The organism is Curtobacterium sp. MCBA15_016 (assembly GCF_001865105.1).
Classification (GTDB): Bacteria; Actinomycetota; Actinomycetes; order Actinomycetales; family Microbacteriaceae; genus Curtobacterium.
The window spans coordinates 46,140-64,124 of record NZ_MJGR01000015.1; the positions used below are offsets into that span (position 1 = coordinate 46,140).

The 17,985-nt window shown below is 68.6% G+C and carries 17 protein-coding genes and 1 tRNA gene; 8 read left to right on the forward strand and 10 right to left on the reverse strand.

Translation table 11 applies throughout. The features are described 5' to 3' along the window. The first annotated feature begins 29 nt into the window (after positions 1-29). The 3 genes from BIV03_RS06475 (at position 30) to BIV03_RS06485 (ending at position 3,126) form a co-directional block, all read left to right on the forward strand. Positions 30-674, forward strand: a complete 645-nt coding sequence (locus BIV03_RS06475) for a hypothetical protein (protein ID WP_071295075.1) — start codon at positions 30-32, stop codon at positions 672-674. A gap of 22 nt (positions 675-696) precedes the next feature. Next, positions 697-1,095 carry a PLDc N-terminal domain-containing protein gene (locus BIV03_RS06480; protein WP_071295076.1) on the forward strand — a complete coding sequence of 133 codons (399 nt, stop codon included), beginning with the start codon at positions 697-699 and terminating at the stop codon, positions 1,093-1,095. Between the two features lie 159 nt (positions 1,096-1,254). After that, positions 1,255-3,126 (forward strand): ABC-F family ATP-binding cassette domain-containing protein, encoded by a 1,872-nt coding sequence (locus BIV03_RS06485; protein ID WP_071295077.1) that lies wholly within the window; start codon positions 1,255-1,257, stop codon positions 3,124-3,126. A 6-nt stretch (positions 3,127-3,132) separates the two neighbouring features. Here the strand turns inward: BIV03_RS06485 and BIV03_RS06490 are convergent, their stop codons facing one another. From BIV03_RS06490 to BIV03_RS06505, 4 genes are all read right to left on the reverse strand, one after another. After that, positions 3,133-3,573, reverse strand: a complete 441-nt coding sequence (locus tag BIV03_RS06490; RefSeq protein ID WP_071295078.1) for a VOC family protein — start codon at positions 3,571-3,573, stop codon at positions 3,133-3,135. Positions 3,574-3,583: 10 nt separating this feature from the next. Beyond that, complete coding sequence (dacB, locus tag BIV03_RS06495; RefSeq protein ID WP_254790774.1) at positions 3,584-4,909, reverse strand: D-alanyl-D-alanine carboxypeptidase/D-alanyl-D-alanine-endopeptidase; 1,326 nt, start codon at positions 4,907-4,909, stop codon at positions 3,584-3,586. Between the two features lie 123 nt (positions 4,910-5,032). After that, positions 5,033-5,527 carry a MarR family winged helix-turn-helix transcriptional regulator gene (locus BIV03_RS06500; RefSeq protein ID WP_070416944.1) on the reverse strand — a complete coding sequence of 165 codons (495 nt, stop codon included), beginning with the start codon at positions 5,525-5,527 and terminating at the stop codon, positions 5,033-5,035. A gap of 60 nt (positions 5,528-5,587) precedes the next feature. Next, on the reverse strand, positions 5,588-6,490 hold the full coding sequence (locus BIV03_RS06505; protein ID WP_071295080.1) for an NADP-dependent oxidoreductase: 903 nt from the start codon (positions 6,488-6,490) through the stop codon (positions 5,588-5,590). A gap of 160 nt (positions 6,491-6,650) precedes the next feature. Here BIV03_RS06505 and BIV03_RS06510 point away from each other — a divergent pair. Next, positions 6,651-6,722 (forward strand) — tRNA-Gln (locus BIV03_RS06510). Positions 6,723-6,964: 242 nt separating this feature from the next. Here the strand turns inward: BIV03_RS06510 and BIV03_RS06515 are convergent. After that, positions 6,965-8,779, reverse strand: coding sequence for a hypothetical protein (locus tag BIV03_RS06515; protein WP_071295081.1), 1,815 nt, complete (start codon positions 8,777-8,779; stop codon positions 6,965-6,967). Continuing rightward, entirely contained in the window at positions 8,776-9,756 is a 981-nt protein-coding gene (locus BIV03_RS06520) for a hypothetical protein (RefSeq protein WP_175475743.1), read from the reverse strand. The genes BIV03_RS06515 and BIV03_RS06520 overlap by 4 nt, the downstream gene beginning before the upstream one ends. A 373-nt stretch (positions 9,757-10,129) precedes the next feature. Here BIV03_RS06520 and BIV03_RS06525 point away from each other — a divergent pair, with 373 nt between their 5' ends. Next, positions 10,130-10,699 (forward strand): helicase associated domain-containing protein, encoded by a 570-nt coding sequence (locus BIV03_RS06525; protein WP_071295083.1) that lies wholly within the window; start codon positions 10,130-10,132, stop codon positions 10,697-10,699. Positions 10,700-10,704: 5 nt separating this feature from the next. On the opposite strand, the gene BIV03_RS06530 is transcribed toward BIV03_RS06525, so the two are convergent. Next, positions 10,705-11,607, reverse strand: coding sequence for a hypothetical protein (locus BIV03_RS06530; RefSeq protein ID WP_139201883.1), 903 nt, complete (start codon positions 11,605-11,607; stop codon positions 10,705-10,707). A 439-nt stretch (positions 11,608-12,046) separates the two neighbouring features. On the opposite strand from BIV03_RS06530, the gene BIV03_RS06535 reads away from it, so the two are divergent. Beyond that, on the forward strand, positions 12,047-12,538 hold the full coding sequence (locus BIV03_RS06535; protein WP_071295085.1) for a hypothetical protein: 492 nt from the start codon (positions 12,047-12,049) through the stop codon (positions 12,536-12,538). A 1,054-nt stretch (positions 12,539-13,592) separates the two neighbouring features. On the opposite strand, the gene BIV03_RS06545 is transcribed toward BIV03_RS06535, so the two are convergent. From BIV03_RS06545 to BIV03_RS06555, 3 genes are all read right to left on the reverse strand, one after another. Further along, positions 13,593-14,429, reverse strand: a complete 837-nt coding sequence (locus BIV03_RS06545; protein ID WP_071295087.1) for a hypothetical protein — start codon at positions 14,427-14,429, stop codon at positions 13,593-13,595. Beyond that, on the reverse strand, positions 14,426-15,085 hold the full coding sequence (locus BIV03_RS06550; protein WP_254790776.1) for a DedA family protein: 660 nt from the start codon (positions 15,083-15,085) through the stop codon (positions 14,426-14,428). Before BIV03_RS06550 ends, BIV03_RS06545 begins: the two co-directional genes overlap by 4 nt. A 92-nt stretch (positions 15,086-15,177) precedes the next feature. Next, positions 15,178-15,978: a hypothetical protein gene (locus BIV03_RS06555; protein WP_071295089.1), complete on the reverse strand. Its 801-nt coding sequence runs from the start codon at positions 15,976-15,978 to the stop codon at positions 15,178-15,180. 158 nt (positions 15,979-16,136) lie between these two features. Between BIV03_RS06555 and BIV03_RS06560 the strand changes: the two genes are divergently transcribed. Both BIV03_RS06560 and BIV03_RS06565 read left to right on the forward strand, forming a co-directional pair. Further along, the gene (locus tag BIV03_RS06560) at positions 16,137-17,303 is read left to right on the forward strand and encodes a HAMP domain-containing sensor histidine kinase (protein ID WP_175475745.1); all 1,167 of its coding nucleotides are present in this window, start codon (positions 16,137-16,139) and stop codon (positions 17,301-17,303) included. Next, positions 17,300-17,959 carry a response regulator transcription factor gene (locus BIV03_RS06565; protein WP_071295091.1) on the forward strand — a complete coding sequence of 220 codons (660 nt, stop codon included), beginning with the start codon at positions 17,300-17,302 and terminating at the stop codon, positions 17,957-17,959. The genes BIV03_RS06560 and BIV03_RS06565 overlap by 4 nt, the downstream gene beginning before the upstream one ends. Positions 17,960-17,985: the final 26 nt, after the last annotated feature.

Genomic DNA, 17,985 nt, shown 5'->3' on the forward strand with positions numbered 1-17,985 from the left:
CCTCAGTCGATCTGGTTGCATCGGGGGCGATGACCGACACCGCAGCACGGGCCGCGTCCCGGTGGGCGCTGGCCGAGGAACGCGCACGGCTCGTGCTCGACGCGCAGCCGCCGCGCCGCCTGCCCATCGCCACGCTGACCGTCGCGTTCGCAGCAGCGGTCCTCGCGCTGATCGCCGCTGCACTCGTGTTCGCACCGGACTCAGACGGACGCTGGGTGGCGGCGACCGTCGGCGTCGGCGTCGGCTTCGCGGTCGTCATCCTCGACTCGAGCCGGACGTTCCGATCGAGCCGACACCCCGAGCGACTCCCCGTGACCCGGTCGCTGTCGGGCCGTGAGCGGCATGCCGTCGACCGGGCGATCCGGGGACGTGTGGACGCTCCCGACGAACGGCTGGATGTGGTGCGCGCGACCGCGGTGCAGTCGAGCAGCGGCCGCGCCCTGCTGTCCACCGGCGGCGGGCTCGTCCTCCTGACCTCGGTCGCGGTCTCGAACATCGTCTTCTGGCCGCTCTACCTCGCCGCCGCGATCGCCGCCGCCGTCGCGGTCGGGTTCGCGTTCCGCGACGTCGTCGTCGCGCGTCGGTACCTCGCCGGCGACCCTGTGGATCCCCGCAGCGGACCGTTGCCGGATCGCAACCGCGGCACGCGTTCGGGGCGTAGCGCCGGTTCCTAGCCGATCCATAGAATCCGAGACCATGAGCGTGCTGTTGTACGGGGCCGGCGTGGTCCTGCTGGTCTTCGCCCTGATCGACATCCTGACGAAGACCGACGACCAGATCCGTGGGCTGCCCAAGTTCGCCTGGGTGCTCCTCGTGGTCCTCGTCCCCGTCGTCGGCAGCATCGTCTGGTTCGCCGTCGGACACGACTGGGCGCCGGGCGAGCGGAACCACGGCCGGTACCTCGAGCCGGCTCGCCACGAAGACCGCTACGCCACGCTCGGCGATGCCCGCAACGCCCACGGCGACAAGCGGGTGAACGGCACGGAGCAGGAGCTCGCCGAGCTCGAGCGCGAGATCGAGTACTGGGAGGCCCAGGCGCGCCTCAAGCGGGCGAAGGAAGCCGCAGGCGAGGGCGAGCCGACCACCGGGACCTGACCAGCGCCTCCCGACCCGCGCCGCACCCCTGACGGACGCACGGTGCGAAGTCCCGCCCACCGTGCGACCCGAAGCCCGTCGCACGGAGCCAGGAACCTCGCACGCTGCGGAACGCCCCCCCCGCACCGACCACCCGGCCACGCCGCCTACCCTTGACGGGTGGCTCATCTCCTCGGCGCCGAGAACCTGCATCTCGAGTTCCCCACCAAGGTCGTCTTCGACAACGTCACCCTCGGCATCGACGAGGGCGACCGCATCGGCGTGGTCGGCCGGAACGGCGACGGCAAGTCGACCCTCCTCGCCCTGCTGTCCCAGCGCCTCGAACCGGACGGCGGCCGCGTCACGCACCGCCGCGGCCTGACCGTCGGGTACCTCGACCAGCGCGACATCCTGCCTGCGGGCGAGACGGTCGGCACCGTCGTCGTGGGCGACCTCGCCGAGCACGAGTGGGCCGGTGACCCGAAGATCCGCGACATCATCGGCGGCCTCGTGTCGGACATCCCGTGGGACGTGTCGGTGGACGAGCTGAGCGGTGGCCAGCGTCGCCGCGTCGCCCTCGCGCGCCTGCTCGTCGGCGACTGGGACGTCCTCTTCCTCGACGAGCCCACGAACCACCTCGACGTCGAGGGCATCCAGTGGCTCGCCGAGCACATCAACCGCCGGTGGTCCGCGAACCAGGGCGGCATGGTGGTCGTGACGCACGACCGGTGGTTCCTCGACGCGGTGTCGACCGACACGTGGGAGGTCCACGACGGCGTCGTCGACCCCTTCGAGGGCGGCTACGCGGCGTACATCCTCCAGCGCGTCGAGCGTGACCGGCAGGCCGCCGCGAGCGAGCAGCGCCGGCAGAACCTGGCCCGCAAGGAGCTCGCGTGGCTCCGCCGCGGCGCCCCGGCCCGCACGAGCAAGCCGAAGTTCCGCATCGACGCGGCGAACGCGCTCATCGATGACGTGCCGCCGATCCGCGACACGGTCGCCCTCGCGAAGACCGCCACCGCGCGACTCGGCAAGGACGTCGTCGACCTGCTCGACGTCAGCGTCTCGTTCGACGGCACCGAGATCCTCGACCGGATCGAGTGGCGGATCGCGCCGGGGGAGCGCACCGGCATCCTCGGCCCGAACGGTGCCGGCAAGTCGACCCTGCTGAGCCTCGTCTCCGGGCGCCTGCAGCCCACGAGCGGCCGCGTCAAGACGGGCAAGACCGTGCAGGTCGCCGTCCTCGACCAGCAGCTCGCCGACCTCGCGCAGTTCGCCGATGACCGCGTCCGCGAGGTCGTCGCCCGCAAGAAGACGAGCTACGTCGCCGACGGCAAGGAGATGACGCCGTCCCAGCTGCTCGAGCGGCTCGGTTTCACCTCGGCGCAGCTCTCCACGCCGGTGAAGGACCTCAGCGGTGGCCAGAAGCGCCGCCTCCAGCTCATGCTCATCCTGCTCGACGAGCCGAACGTGCTGATCCTCGACGAGCCCACGAACGACCTCGACACCGACATGCTCGCCGCCATGGAGGACCTGCTCGACACCTGGCCCGGCACCCTCCTCGTCGTGAGCCACGACCGGTACCTGCTCGAGCGCGTGACCGACCAGCAGTACGCCGTGCTCGGCGGGCACCTGCGGCACCTGCCGGGCGGCGTCGACGAGTACATGCGGCTCCGTGCGGCCGGCACCGGTGGCGGGACCGCGTCAGCGGCTGCCGCCGCGTCTGCCGGGAGGCCCGACACGGCTGGCGGGACCGGCTCGGCCGGTGCTGTGGCCGGGTCCAGTGCACCGGCCGGTCCCGGCGCGTCGGCCGCGGCCGCCTCGGGCTTGTCGGGCGCGGAGCGTCGGACGGCCGAGAAGGAGATGTCGGCGCTCGACCGCAAGATCGCGAAGGTCGGTGCCGACCGGAAGCAGCTGCTCGACCAGTTCGCGACGCACGACCAGTCGGACTACGCGGGGCTCGGCGAGCTGCAGGCTCGCCTGGCCGCTCTGGAATCCGAGGTCGAGCAGCTCGAGGAGCGCTGGCTCGAGGTCGCGGAGCAGCTCGGGGTCTGAGCCGGTCTACTCGGCCGGCCGAGGGTCCGACGGTGCCCCGCCGCCGGGGTTCGCGACGACCTCCCACAGGTGCCCGTCGGGGTCCTGGAAGAAGCCGGACCACATGCCCCACGGCCGCGTGTACGGCGGCGCGAGCATCGTCGCACCGGCGGCCCGCGCGCGGTCGAGGAACGCCTCGGCGTCGTCCTGGCTGTCCACGAAGTGCCCGATCGTGCTGCTCGGCGCGGTCGCGAGGGAGACCCCGGAGTCCTTCGCCATGTCGTCGCGGCCGTACACGCTGACGATGAGTCCGTCGTCGAGCGTGAACATCGCCGTGGTGCCGCCCGCCTCGGTGTCGGTCGCGGGGTACTCTGTGCCGATCACCCCGCTGCCGTCGATCCCGAGCAGGGCGCGGTAGAACTCCGCCGAGCGTGCGACGTCGGCGACGGCCAGGGTGATCGCGTGCATGGCCCGGAGGCTACCCCCGCAGCGCCGGAGCGTGTCCGCCGCACCGCCACAACGCCGCTGCCAGGGCGTCGATCTCCTTCCGGGCACCGGGGTCGCTCGTGCCCTCGGCGAAGACGGTGAACACGACGCGGTCCCCGCCGACCTCGTCGGTCACCCCGGTCAGGCCGTACATGTCGTCGAGCGTCCCGGTCTTGCCGCGGACGTGCCCGCGGGCGTCCGCTGCGGCACCGGTGAAGCGGCCGTGGTCGCCGAGCGTGCCCGTCCGTCCCGCGACCGCGAGCCCGGCGTCGACCGGACCGAGGCCGTCCTGCTTCGCAGCGACGGCGCGCATCAGCGTGGTGAGCGCCGAGGCGGGTACCCGGTTGTCGGGGCTGAGGCCCGAGCCGTCGACGAGGCGCAGGCCTCCGGTCGGCACCCCGTAGCGCACCAGGGCCTTCGTGCTCCCGGCCTGCACGGCGTCGAAGGAGCGGCCGGCACCCTCGGCGATGGCGACGTGGCGGGCGAGCACCTCGGCGAGGGTGTCGTCGGAGTCCGTGAGCAGCATCCCGACCAGCTCCGACACCGTCGCCGACCGGACGGTCCCGAGCACCTGCGCGCCGGACGGCGCCGGCACCGAGGTCGTGTCCACCCGGACGTCCGGCCCGAGGAGTGCCGCGAACGCCGTCGCAGCGCGCGCGACCGCCCCGGCGCTCCGCAGCGAGTACGACTCGGTCGGGTCGTCGCGGTCGCCGTCGACCATGAGCGACGTGATGTTCGAGACGCTGCCGCTGGTCCGGGCGCTCTCCGGCCAGCTCGGGTGCCACGCCGGCCCGTCGAACAGGCTGGTGTCGACCTGCACCGAGGTCACCGGCTGCCCTGCACGAGCCTCGAGCACCTGCCGCGCCAGGTCGTCGAGGTGCGGTGCGTGCGGGTAGACGCTGTCCTGACCGGACGGCAGCCGGCTCAGGGTCGGGTCACCGCCGCCGACCAGCACGACCGCGTCCGGATCGGTGCCGGCGACGACCCGGGTCGTGAACCGGTGGTCGGGTCCCAGCGCGGACACCGCCGCGGCTGCCGTCACGACCTTCATCGTGCTGCCGGTCTGCGTGGGCTCGTCACCCCGGTGCGTCAGGACCGTCTTCCCCGTCCGGGCCGATCGCGCGTCGAGGAACAGCACACCGCTGTGCCAGCGCGCGGTGAGGTCGTCTGCGGTGCAGAGCTCGCCCGCCGCCTTCGCCTGGCGCTGCGCACCGATGGCCGAGGTCGTGGCCGTGATGCCCGCCGCCAGCAGCAGGAGCACCAGCACGAAGAGCAGGGTGGAGCGGCGGCGACGGATGAGGGCGCGGAGTCTGGGCACGTCGATCATCGTGGCCGGAGCCGGCTTCGTCGCACATCGACCCGACGACCGAAGCCCGGCCCGTGGACTCGGCCGAACGGATGAAGCCGCGCGGTGGCTGGATGAAGCCGCTCGGCGGTCGGGTCAGTCGCCGAGCCCGAGGATGAGCCGTCGCAGCAGCCCCGACAGCTGGTCCTGCTCGGTGTCGGACACCCCGGCGAGGATGGCCCGCTCGGCGGCGAGCAGGTCCGCGATCGCGGCGTCGACCGCTGCGCGCCCGTCGGCGGTCAACGACACGAGGATGCCCCGGCCGTCCTTCGGGTCGGTCCGACGCGCGACGAGCCCTCGGGCAGCCAGCCGGTCCACCCGGTTCGTCATCGTGCCGCTCGACACCAGCGTCTGCTGGAGGAGCGTCTTCGGGCTCAGCTCGTACGGCTCACCCGCCCGCCGCAGTGCCGACAGCACGTCGAACTCCCACGGCTCGACGTCGCTCGCGTCGAACGCCGCCCGTCGTGCACGGTCGAGGTGTCGGGCGAGCCGGTCGACGCGGGACAGGACCTCGAGCGGGCCGAAGTCCAGGTCGGCGCGCTCGCGACCCCACGCCGCGACGATGCGGTCGACCTCGTCCTCCTGCGGCATCCCACCATCTTGGCGGAAGCAGGGGCTGCACGGCCAGCCGCCGCGGCCCGTGCCCGGGGATCAGTCGAACGCGAGCACGATCTTGTCCCGGGTCTCGCCCGACTCGAGGAGCCGGTGCGCCTCGCGGGCTTCCCGGACCGGCAGCGTCAGGCGTCGCTTGAGGCGGAGCGCTCCGGACGCGAGCAACGGCATCGTGACCGCCAGCGCGTCCGGCGCACGGTCGGGGCTCGGGTGGGACAGGAGCGCTCCGGACGAGGCGACCTCCGGGCCCCCGACGAGGGTGACGACCCTGCCGGGGTCACCGACCACGGACACCGCCTCGGCCAGGCCGCCGCGACCGGCCGCGTCGATGACCGCGTCCACCGTCGTGTCGACGTGGTCGAAGACACCGGGACCGGACGCGACGAACTCGCCGCCGAGGTCGCGGACGAGCGCGGCGTCGTGTTCCCTCGCGACGCCGATCACCCGGATGCCCCGGGTCCGCGCCAGTTGCACGACCATGCTCCCGACCGCGCCGGCGGCACCGAGCACGACGAGCGTCCCTCCGGGCTCGATCCCGACGGCGCGCATCGTGCCGACGGCGGCGTCGGCCGAGGCGGGCAAGGCGGCCGCGGCGTCCCACGGCACCGAAGCGGGCTTCGGGTACCAGACCGGGGTGGCGACGAGCTCGCCGTACCCGCCCTGGGCCGGCAACAGCGCGGCGACCTCGTCCCCGACGCGCGCATCGGCCCCGGCTCCGACCTCCTCCACGACACCGGCCGCCTCGAATCCCAGGACGTCGCCGGGGCGCTGCGGGAAGACCGACGTGAGGTTGCCGGCGCGGATGTGCAGGTCGGTCGGGCCGACCGCCGCCGTCCGGACACGGAGGAGGACCTCGCCCGGCCGGACCACCGGCGGCTGCACTGAGCGCCACTGCAGGACCTCCGGACCTCCGAAGGCTGAGATCACGATCGCGTTCGACATGGTGCTTCCGTTCCTGTGGCCGGCGAGGACTGCTTCCCCGTCCCTGCACCGTAGGCAGTTCTCGGGAGGCCGAGCGTGTCCATGGCGCGGACACCCTGCCCAGGAGTGCGCCGTCGGACTCGTCGGTCGTGGGAGGATGGCCGGGCGCCTCCGTGCGCGTTCCGCCTTGGTGTAATGGCAGCACGACGGCCTTTGGTGCCGTTAGGTCCGGGTTCGAATCCTGGAGGCGGAGCTCGGGACCGATCGGTCTATCGGCGGAATCGCTTCGGTGTATTGCGCTCGAGGCTCTCTTGGGCGCGTTTCGAGGGTCCAGGCGACTTCAGTGGGCGCGGTCGAGTGGCGTGGGGAGCGCCCGCTGGGCTGCGAGCGGATGCAGAAAACCCCCTGGCCCAGATCTGGGCAGGGGGTGTTGGCTCGACGAGACTGATTCTGCGTCGTGCAGGGTTGGTTGTGTTCAGTTCGGAGTGGGCCTGGTCAGGCCGCGGCCGGTATGTCTGGCGGTGCCGTGGACGCGCGGCGGTCTGCCCAGTACTTGGCAGAGTCACGCTGCTTGTACACGGCGGGATGCGAGCGGTTCTTGCGGTTCCTGTGTGCGAGATCGAGGCGTTCCTGGTACCAGTCGACGATGCGGCTGATGTTCTCGCATGCGGCTGCCATCGCCGCGCAGAGCGCAGCGAACCACGGGCCGCGAACAAGGCGCTTCATTGCGATTCCGAGTGCGAGGTGCTCCGGGTTCTTCACGGATGCGTTGCCGGATTCGACCGTGTTGCGCAGCCCGTACATGCGCCGCCACTTTTCGGACTTGTACTCGAACTCCTGGCCGTACTTGAGGTGCTTGACGTTCTCCCCGTCCCGCTTGCTTCCGCCGATGACCCCTGGAATGAGAACTGTCTTACTCGGCACCGTGATTTCGACGAGTTCCGCCGTCTGAGGGTCGATGTCGACGCGGTCTTCGGGTCGAAGAGCTGGGTAGAAGTACTGGCGAGCTCCGTCGGCGCGGTGGCGGCCTCGGGGCTCGAGGCGGAAGCGAGAACGACGTGCGCGCTGGAGAACGACCAGCGCGTGGGCTGCAGCGATTCGCTCCTCTCGGACGGTCTCGTCCTCGATCTTGCTCGCCGCCTTCTTCGCGTCGGCGTAGGTCTTCTCGGCCAGCTGGAGCGCTTCTGGCATCGAACTGAGGTACCAGCTTCCGTCGCACATCACGAGGTTGTGCTTGCCGTCTGGGCTCGCCCAGAACGCCTGCTTCCCCTTCTGATCGATGCCGTAGTCCATGATGAGCTTCACACCGTGCTGCGCGTACGGAAGCTGAAGGTCTTCGACCTTGGCGTTCGGCGTGTAGGCGCGGTCGGCGATGAGTGTTTTGATCTTGATGCCGTTCGCGATGAGCGACTCGAGCATTTTCTGCCCGTGACCGGCGAGCTTTCCCGGCTTGTGATCTCCGATAGCCGTAAACAAGAGCGGGAAGTCTTTGTCTGCGTCGGGGTCGTTCCGCACCCAGATGCAGTACTCGATTTCCTGGCCGTACTTCCGCTTGCCAGGCCCCTCTTTGGAACCGTCGTGGTCGCCGTGCCGAACGTAGAGGCCGCCGCCATGGTTGGTGGGCATCTTGTCGGTCGGCTTCATGTTCTTGAACGTCTTGTGCATGCCGACGAGTTCCGCGATGGTGGCATCGATAGCGTGGACGCCCTCAGATCGGTCCCGAATCTCCTGGGGAAGGAGAAGGACTGAGCCATGGACGATCGCGCTCATGAGTTCGGCTCGTCGCCGGGTTCGGGCGGCCATTTCCTCGGGATCGCGGTTGGCGACCGCCTGCAGGTATTCGCCGAAGAGCATGCCTTCGTGGCGGTCGCCGGGCTCGTCGTCGACGAGGTCCCGGAGCCGCGCCAGTGCGGCCCACACCCGGTCGTACATGAGCTCCTGACGGTTTTCGACAACCTCGGTGATCCCGAGGCGACGGCGCTGCTTCCAATTCATCCGCATGAGCATCTCCACGGCCGCCATCAGGGACATCTTCCCGTTGACGCGGAGTGAGACGAACACGAGCATGAGCGCGCTCGCTTCGCTGAACTTCGCCTTCTGACCGGCGTTTGACTTGCGGGTCTCCGCCTTGGCGCGCTCGATCACCGCTTGCACATCGCCGTGGCGACAAACGAGTGATACTTCACGGACAGCGCGCTTCACTGACTTGCGGCCAAGCTCAACCCATTTGCCGAGGGGCATCTCGAGGCTCTGTTCGAACCACCGGTCGACGTGTTCGGCGTCGTGGTACTTCGAGAGTGCTGCGGTCATCGTGTGACCTCGGCGCGGAGCTGACGGCGGTACGAGGCGGCGTCGAGGGCGGGGACGTGGGCGACGAGCTGGTCGAGGTGTTCAAACTTGGTGACGCCAGCGGCGGTCATGAGGGCGCGCATGTCGGTGCGGGCGATGAGGTGGGTGATGAGCCAGGTGTTCCGCATGCGGGTGGTGACGGGGTCTGGTTCGTTGCCGCGGTCGGTGTCGTAAAGGAAGGTGGTGAGGGTGCTGATGCCGTGCTTGATCCGCTTCGCCGAGCCGAACACCCAGTCCTCGGCGGCGACGTCGGTGATGGAATCGAGCAGCAGGGCTTCGAAGCGAGCAAGCAGCGGCACGGCGCGGCCGGTGGACGCGACGGTGACGAGGATGCCGTCGGTGTCGATGGTGATGTCGCGGCGGCGGACCTGAAGGAGTTCATTGGCTTTCAGGCCGGCGCCGGTGCAGAGAGCGAGGGTGACGCCGGCGCTCCGACGTCGAGCCGCGGTCGATTGGCCCGTCGCCCAGCTCTCGAGGAGGTGCAGGTCGAGGTCGTCGTAGGGTGCTGCGGTGTTCTGCGGAGTCGTCGGTGCGAACTCGAGCGGCACCTCGCCGACGAGGATCTCGGACATGCGCATCAGGGCCGACCGGTATGTGCGACGGGTGGTGTCGGACCAGGTGACGTCAGTCCGTGTGATGTAGCGCCGGACGATGACGGGGTGGAACACGACGGCGGTCTTCGTCGGGTATCCGTTGACGTTGACGACCCAGTCGACGAAGGGTGCCGCGACGACGATGAGCCGGTCGGCGGGCTGAGCGATGGACGTTGCCGCCTCGGCGACTGCGCCGACGACGAAGTCGCGGACAACGCTCCAACGGTCCTCCGCGAAGTTCGGAACGTACTTCACCGGTGTTCCTCCTCGAGTGAGGAACGACAGGATGGCGAGCAGCATCGCGGCGACGTACTGACGCGGTGACCGGAGGATCTGGCTAGGCATGCCCGGCCTATGCAGGCGAAGTGGGATGAGCTGTGGGAACGCGTCCCAGATTTTGATCTCGCTGCCGATCGATCCGCATTCCTGCGCGGATCGGCGGGGGCCGCCGCCGGCGCGAACGGTCGCGTCAGCCCGGGCGTGTCGTCGCTTGCTCGCACATGTGGCGGTGACGTCGGCGTCGTTCGCGTGACGCTGGCGATGTGCATGCGATCCGGGCGGCCTTCTGCTTCGGGGACTCAGAAAACGTAGTGATCTTCGCGGCCGGATTGGTCCTGTTTGTGGACCCCGCTCGTCTGCGACCCGCGCGTCGTTCAAGATCCCGCCCGTTCCGCGCATACCCCCTCCGAGGCCGATCGCCGGCCTCGGAGAGGACCACATGCCCACCTCGACCACGGCGCTCGCAGCGCTCCACGCCGAGTACGCCGACCACGCAGCGCAGTCAGCCCTGACGCTCACCCTCGACCATCGGCGCGGCGTGGCGTTCTACCTCGCCGACACCGATGACTCCGTCGAGGTTGAATCCTTCGTACGACGCTGGACCGACCGAGTGCACGACCTCGACGACTTCATCGACGAGCACGGACGGATGCCCCGTGCCGACTCGACCCGTCCTCGCCCTGCGACCGCCGAGCAGACCCTCGTTGACGCCCTCACGTACTTCCGGCAGGTCGGCGCTGCGGGTGGCTACTGCTCGTACCAGGTTCGACGACTTGAAGCGGTGCCTGGCTTCGCCTGGAACCCCCGTGACGCGCAGTGGTCGTCAATGCTCGCCGCGCACCAGCAGTTCTGGGTCGATCATCAGCGACCGCCGCGTCGTCGCGCAACCGACCCTGCCGAGGTGACGATCGGACGGTGGGTTGCCCAGCAACGAGCCCAGCACGCCCGCGGCCGCCTGCTGCCCGAACGCGAACAGCAGCTCCGGGCAGCACGGTTCCGTGTCCTCTGATGGCGTTACCGAACTTCGCGTGCTTCGCCGAGGATCCGTCGACGGTGCTCGGAAGCGTCCATCGTCGGGATGTGCCGCAGGGACGTGACCAAGTGCTCGGGCTTGCGCAGTCCGCCGGCGGCCATGAGCTCCCCGATGTGCGTGCCGCCAGCGAGGTGCGTAGTGATCCACGTAGCGCGCATTCGCGTGGGGACTGGTTTCGGTTCGTTGCCGAAGTCGGTGTGGTTGATGAACGGCGTGACGAAGTTGTAGGTCGTCTTTCTGTCCTCCCCGCCAAGCACCCATACGTCGTCCGGCACGTCCGCGAGGGAGTCGATGAGGAGCTGCTCCCATCGTTTGAGCACGGGCACCAACCTCGGCGTCCCAGCCCGTACGTCGACGAGCGCTCCGTCACAGTCAACGCGCACGTCGCTGCGCCGGAGGTGCTGCATCTCCCACGGGTCAAGCCCAGCACCTGCTCCCAGGGCGAGGACTGCGCCAGCACCTCGACGTCGCAGTGCCGTTGACTGCCCGCGCGCCCAGGACTCAAGCAGGTTCAGTTCGAGGTCGGTGTACGGGGCGGTAACGGACTGCCCGTTCAACGGCGCAAACTCGATCGGACCCTCGTCGGGGAGGACGACCTCCGAGATCCGGAGCAGGAAGGACCGGTAGTCGCGGAGCGTCTTGTCCTTGAGGTGGAGGTCGACGCGGGATATGTACCGGCGGATCAGCACCGGGTGGAACACGTTCGCGACCTTCTGCATCCCGTTGACGTGGACGACCCAGTCAACGTACGGCGTCACCGCAACCATCAGCCGCTCAGCAAGGTAGGCACACGCGGGCGCGACGAGCGCGACAGCGTCCAGCACGAACGGCTCGATGTTGGCCCACCGGTCGGCGGGAACAGACTGGTTCCGGTACTTCCGCATCGCGTGGAGGGGCTCTGGGCGAAGCTGCGCGACAAGAGTCCCCTTGTCTGCGTTTGAGCTTCGGTCCCCGAGCGTTGAGTCCCCGAGGGTGAGCGGCGCGGGTTCCCAACATTGGACGTGCGAGCAGTGCTCGACGGGACCTTGACGTGGGAACGGACGGCCGAAGGCGGCGCCCATCGGCCGCCCCAGGGCGGTCGCGGACGTGATGGTCTCCTGGTTCGGCACGACGAGGTGCTCGGTTGAACTCGGTGAGCGGAGCGCCGCTCGAACGGCGGTAGGGAGCGAAGGCATGCCACGGCTATGCCTGACGGTCGGACCCTGACGTAAGGAACGCCGAGAGGTAGACCGACACGGCCTTGAAGGACCGCTCCTAGCCGACTTTCCCAGCTGGTTCGGGCGTGCCGGCATAGCTCCAGGACAACGACTCCTGGAGGACCCCTTGGACTACCGCACCGCTACCCGTGAAGAACGAGCCGCCGAGTTCATCAACTTCGCGACGAAGCTGCACGACAGCCGATACGACTACGCGCATGTCCGACGCGGCTACGTCAACGGCGATACCAAGGTCACCATCATCTGCCCCGACCATGGGCCCTTCGAGCAAACCCCGCGCGAGCACCGCCGAGTCCGCGAAACGCCCTGGGGCCCGCAGCGCGGCCAGGGATGCCGAAGCTGCAAGGGCTTCCGCAACGCCAACCAGGAGTTGCGCACGCAGCGTTTCATCCAACGTGCAACCAACCGGCACGGCGACAAGTACGACTACGCGAAGGTCGTCTTCATCGACCAGAAGACTTACGTCACGGTGACCTGCCCGCTCCACGGGGACTTCCAAGAACGCCCCGACAACCATGTGGCGGAGGGCTCGGTCGGCTGCAAAGACTGCCGTCGCCTGGTCCGAAGGGCAACCCGATCGAGGACGAAGCGGAAGTAGCCGGTTCTCGGCCGGAGCCACTTCTACTTCGAGCGAGCACGGTTGCGCAGTTGGCGACGGTCGAGGACCGACGAGTAGAGGCCCGGTTCACTATCTACACCGCGGTTGGCAGAGGCGCGGACGAGGGCCGTCGAAGCTATGTGCTCGAAGCGGTCTACCCCGTCGCAGCGGACACCGAACTCGACCTGCCTTCAGAGACTTGACGGCGGGTCGCCTACCTACAGCGCCCACCTCCCGACGACTGAGAGAACTTGTGGATGCGATACAGGTGAGCAAGGTCCGATCGCGTAGCGCCACCATCCGAGCTTCGGATCTCGCTTTCATGGCGTCCGGTAGCCGGACCAGGGCCCGGTAGCGCAGAGGGAAGCACTCCAGTAACCATCGTCATCCCTCCCGCTCGCCGCTTCGGCAGTACCGAACTGCAATCGACCTAGCGAGTAACGCCGTGCGAGACGGTTCAAAATGGTGTCCGATAGCCGATCCCCTACTGGAACGACCACCATCGGCTGAGGCAGCGGTCGGTAGCCGATCGGCAACTGAGGCGATGGTCGGCCCCATGGCTCCTTACGTCAGCACGTGATCCGAGGTCCGTTGGACTATCCCACCCACACCGGCCAATGCTCCGAAAACTGGGCGATGACCACGACACCCAGGTGCGCCAGCACGTTCGATCGCTGGCGCTGCGACCTTCCGGCCCAGCACACCAGCGACCACACGGCGAGAACCGCCAGCGCGACCACTCGGTGGAACGACGCAGCGACGGGCCGAACCTTCCACACCTTGACCAAGACGCACACGACGGGACCTGCCGCCAAACAAGCTCCGCGCCGATGAGTAGACCGCTGCCCTCCGGGTTCGATTACGTACTGACCGAAGGAATCATGGTTCCCGACGACTGATGCGTAGCTGGCGGCGTCTCGTGGCTTCCTGATTCGATCATGGGGCGCCGTCTCATCACGCAACCCCTACCGCGACGCGGACGTTGGAGTGCTGTGGCTGATGCGCGCAGTGCAGCAGCGTTCTGCACTGATCAGCAGCGATGCGGCATCGGAGATCAGTGACCGGATCGCTGATCACGCGGAGCGGGTTCTCGATCCCGCATCGTGATCCGACTCTTCCCGGTAAGCGATGGGTCAGCGGACAGTCCGGCGGATGGTGCTGGCTGCGTCGAGTTCCAACTCACCGTGAAGGCAATGGCAATGAGGAGGACCGCGCTGACGAGTCCGGTGCCCGCGTCGAGGCCGCCTCGAGAGTGTGGGACGGCGATGTAGTCGGCGAAGGTCGCGCCGATGGGTCGGGTGAGGACGTACGCGGTCCAGAACGCTGTGACAGGGCCGAGGACCGCTGTTGCCCGTGCGAGGACAACGACGATCATCGCGGCGACGAACAGGAGTCCACCGCTGAGGTAGCCGAGGTGGAAGGTGCTGGCGGCGAGATCTCCGGCGGCGGTCCCCATTGCGAACGTCGTGATTACGGCGGCCCAGTAGAACAGCTGCCGGCTGGTGCTGGTGATCGTGTGCACGTCGACGGTTCCCTCGACGTGACGCCACAGGGTGAACACGGCGACGAGTGCTGCGAGGAACACGGGCGTCGACACTGCGTAGGGGATGCCGAGTGCGACGTGGGTGACGTCGGCGACCATGGTGCCGAACACACCCACCATGGACACGGTGCCCCAGTACAGCCACGGTCGGTACCGGTCCGTTCGGAGTTGGACGGCGAGGATCACGGCGAAGAGCACAGCGGTAACGAGCACCGTCGGGACGGGGTCGAAGCGGGTGACGAGGAAGTCGGAGAGCGCTTCCCCCATCCCGGTCGTGAGGACCTTGATCAGCCAGAACGACGCGGCGGGTTCCGGCACGCGGTTCTGCGCGCCTGTGCTGGTACTCACTGCTCGCGGGCCGTCCGCTCGGCGGGTGCGGGTGAAGGTGCGGACGTGTCGCGGTGCTTCCGAGCGACGTGGCGGCGGCGGAGTGCGCCGACGACGATCGGGAGGATCGAGACCAGGATGATGACGATCATCAGTGCGTCGATGTTGTGGGCGATGAGCGGGATTCCGCCGAGGAGCACACCGACGGCGGTCAAGCCGCAGGCCCAGGAGATCGCGCCGATCAGGTTGAACAGCAGGAATCGGCGGTAGTGCATCTGCGCGGTGCCGGCGGCGAGGGGGACGTAGGTGCGGACGATCGGGATGAAACGGCCGAGGACCAGGCTGAGCCCGCCCCACTTGGTGAAGAATGCTTCCGCCTCATCAAGCCGAGCGGTGGTGAGGATGCGGGCATCGTCCTTGAACAGGCGCCGGCCATAGCGTTTGCCGATCCAGTACCCGACCTGGTCGCCGGCGATCGCGGCGACGGAGGCCACGAGGGCGACCTGCCACGGGGTCACGCCGAGGGTGCTGCTGATGATCGCTGCGGTGACCAGGAGCGAGTCTCCGGGGAGGAACGGGAACAGCACCCCGGACTCGATGAAGATCAGGAGCGCGATACCGGCAAGGACGTACGGGCCGAATGCGTGGAGGACGGAGGCCGCGTCGAACAGGCTCACGGCAAGCGGAACGGTGTGGAGCACGAGGTGCCTTTCGCGGAGAGCGCTGGTGCCGCCAGCGTCAAGATCGGGCGCAGCACCAGCTGTAGGGGTCAGACAGTGAGGCGGCTGCGCTGCGCAGGTTCGTCGCGGCGGAGGCGGATCACGAGGAAGCTGATGATCGCGGCGATGATGACGAAGAACACGACGCTCGTGGTGATCGTGCCGATGCCGAGCCCGCCGTCTTTTGTCGACGCGGACAGCAGGTCACCGGTGGAGGCTCCGAGCGGACGGGTGAGACTGTACGCGATCCAGAAGCAGAGCACGGGGCCGCGACGGCCGAGGAACCAGACGGCGGCGGTCAAAGCGATCGCGCCAGCGAACAGCAGCAGGGACGGGAAGTAGCCCAGGCCGGTCTGTTCGGCGATGAGGTCGCCAGCGGCGGTGCCGAGAGCGAAGGTGAACAGGATCGCGAGCCAGTAGAACGCTTCCCGGCGGACGGTGTCGATGCTGTGGATCGAGAGCGTGCCCTCGGTGCGGTACCAGACGGCGAAGACGGCGAGCAACGCGACGCCGAAGACGGTGGTGCTGACGGCGAGGGGGACGCCGAGGCCGTCGGTGAGGTTGTCGGTGACGCAGGTTCCGACGATGCTGATCAGCACCACGGTGATCCAGTACAGCGGCGGCCGGTAGGCCCGGGATCGGAACTGCAGGACCAGGAACACGGCCAGCGCGGCGGCCATGATGAGCGTCGTCAGTGGTAGGCCGAGCCCGACGGTGTCGCTGAGGAGGTCAGCCGCCGTCTCTCCGACGGTCGTGGCGAGGATTTTGACGATCCAGAACGATGCAGTCGGGTCAGGCACCTTGTTCGAGCGCGTCCGGGTCGGCGGCTGCGCTGCAGGCGAGTGGGACATGGCGTTCTCCTCGTCGGGTCCGGCCGTGCCGCGGGATTCGCAGGACCGGCGATGCTCCGACGGTAGGAACGGGCGCGCAAGACTCCACCAAGAATCACCTCTGCCTGCCCAGCCGGGGTTTCTTAGCTGTTTTTTGGCCGACGACGCCGAAGCTCGGCGTGCCGGTGCTGCTCCGAGTGAGGCAGGATCGAGCCAACGCGGTGACGCCGGAACGCCTCCCCCTCGCGTTCCGGCGTCGCTTGCATGGAAGGGGTCACATGTCGGCTGGGTGGCGGTCAGCGATCGCAGAGACGCTGGCTCGATGGTCTTTCCGGTCTGGTGCTGAGACCGACCCGGACCGGTTGGCGTACCGCCGATCGGTGATCGGCATCGCACTCCGGGTGGCCGTCGTGTCAGCTGCGCTCGTGATCGGGATCATCGTCCTCGTCGTGGCGTACGTGCTGTGGCAGCTGACGCCGAACCAGCTCCACGAACGCCCCGGACCGACCGACATCCACATCTACCTCGACACCGTCGACCTCAGCATCGCGGTCATCGGTGTCGGTGGTCTCGCGATCGTCCTCGCGGGCATCGCCGCGTGGCTGATCGCTCGCCGCGCGGTCCGGCCGATCGCGGAAGCCGCCAGGATCCAGCGCACGTTCGTCGCTGACGCCAGCCACGAACTCCGCACTCCGCTGACGGTGCTCCACACCCGGGTACAACGGCTGCAACGTATGACCGCAGCGGACGATCGGCGGCGACCGGTCGTCGACGACCTGCGTGACGACACGCAGATCCTGATCAACATCGTCAACGATCTCCTCGAGGCCGCGGCTGGTTCGGGTGACCCGGACGAGACCGCCGACCTGCGGACAGCGATGGACGCGGTGCATCGCGACATGAGCGTCCTAGCCGGCGGTCGGGACATTCGCCTCGACGTCGACCCGATCGATGCCCTCGTGCGGGTGTCGGAGACCCAGCTCCGCCGATGCCTGATCGCGCTGACTGACAACGCCATCGGCCACACACGAACCGGCGGACACGTTCGCGTCACCGCGACGGCCACCGGAACAAGTGTGACGATTCGCGTCGCGGACGACGGACCCGGTGTCGTCGGTATCGAGCCGGCACGGGTGTTCGACCGCTTCGCCCATGGCACCCCACCCGAAGCAACAGCAACGACGAGCACCCGTACCGGGTACGGCATCGGGCTGGCGTTGGTCCGCGACATCGCTGTCAGAGCTGGCGGCGACGCTGTCGTCGAGCGCACCGACAGCAGCGGGACGGTCTTCGCACTCCACCTCCCGATCACCACCCCGGAACCCGACAGGAACGCTTGCGCATGATGCCCCGCCTCCTCCTCGTCGAAGACGACCCCCGCCTTTGTCCGCTCGTCGCCGACGAGCTCGGTGAGCAATGGACCGTGACGCTCCGCACTGACGGTGAATCCGCGCTCGAGACCGCTACGAAGGAGTACTTCGACGTGATGGTCATCGACCGTCGACTTCCCGGCATCAACGGCATCCAAGTGGTCGCGGCCCTGCGGCAGCGACGCATCAGCACCCCCGTACTGATGCTCACCGCCCTCGGCGAGGTCCACGACCGTGTCTCCGGGCTCGATGCCGGCGCGAACGACTACCTCGTCAAACCGTTCGACTTCGACGAGCTCACCGCCCGGCTCCGCGCCCTCACCCGCGACTACACCGGCGTCGGCACCAGCATCGACATCGGTGGGTGGGCGTTCTACCCAGCCGACAACAGCATCACGTCTCCTTACACCGGCCGGGTCATGCTCACCGAGAAGGAAACCGCGCTGCTGCGGCTCCTCGCGGCCCAGCCGTCCCGCGCGTTCACCCGGCAGCACCTGCTGTCGGCGGTGTTCGACAACGGTGAGCAACTCGGTACCGTCGACACCTACGTCCACTACATCCGACGGAAGACCGACCGCGACCTCATCAGCACCGTCCGAGGAGTCGGCTACCGGCTCGGCACCCCGGCCTGACCGAGGCTCAGTCGTCAAGGAGGGCT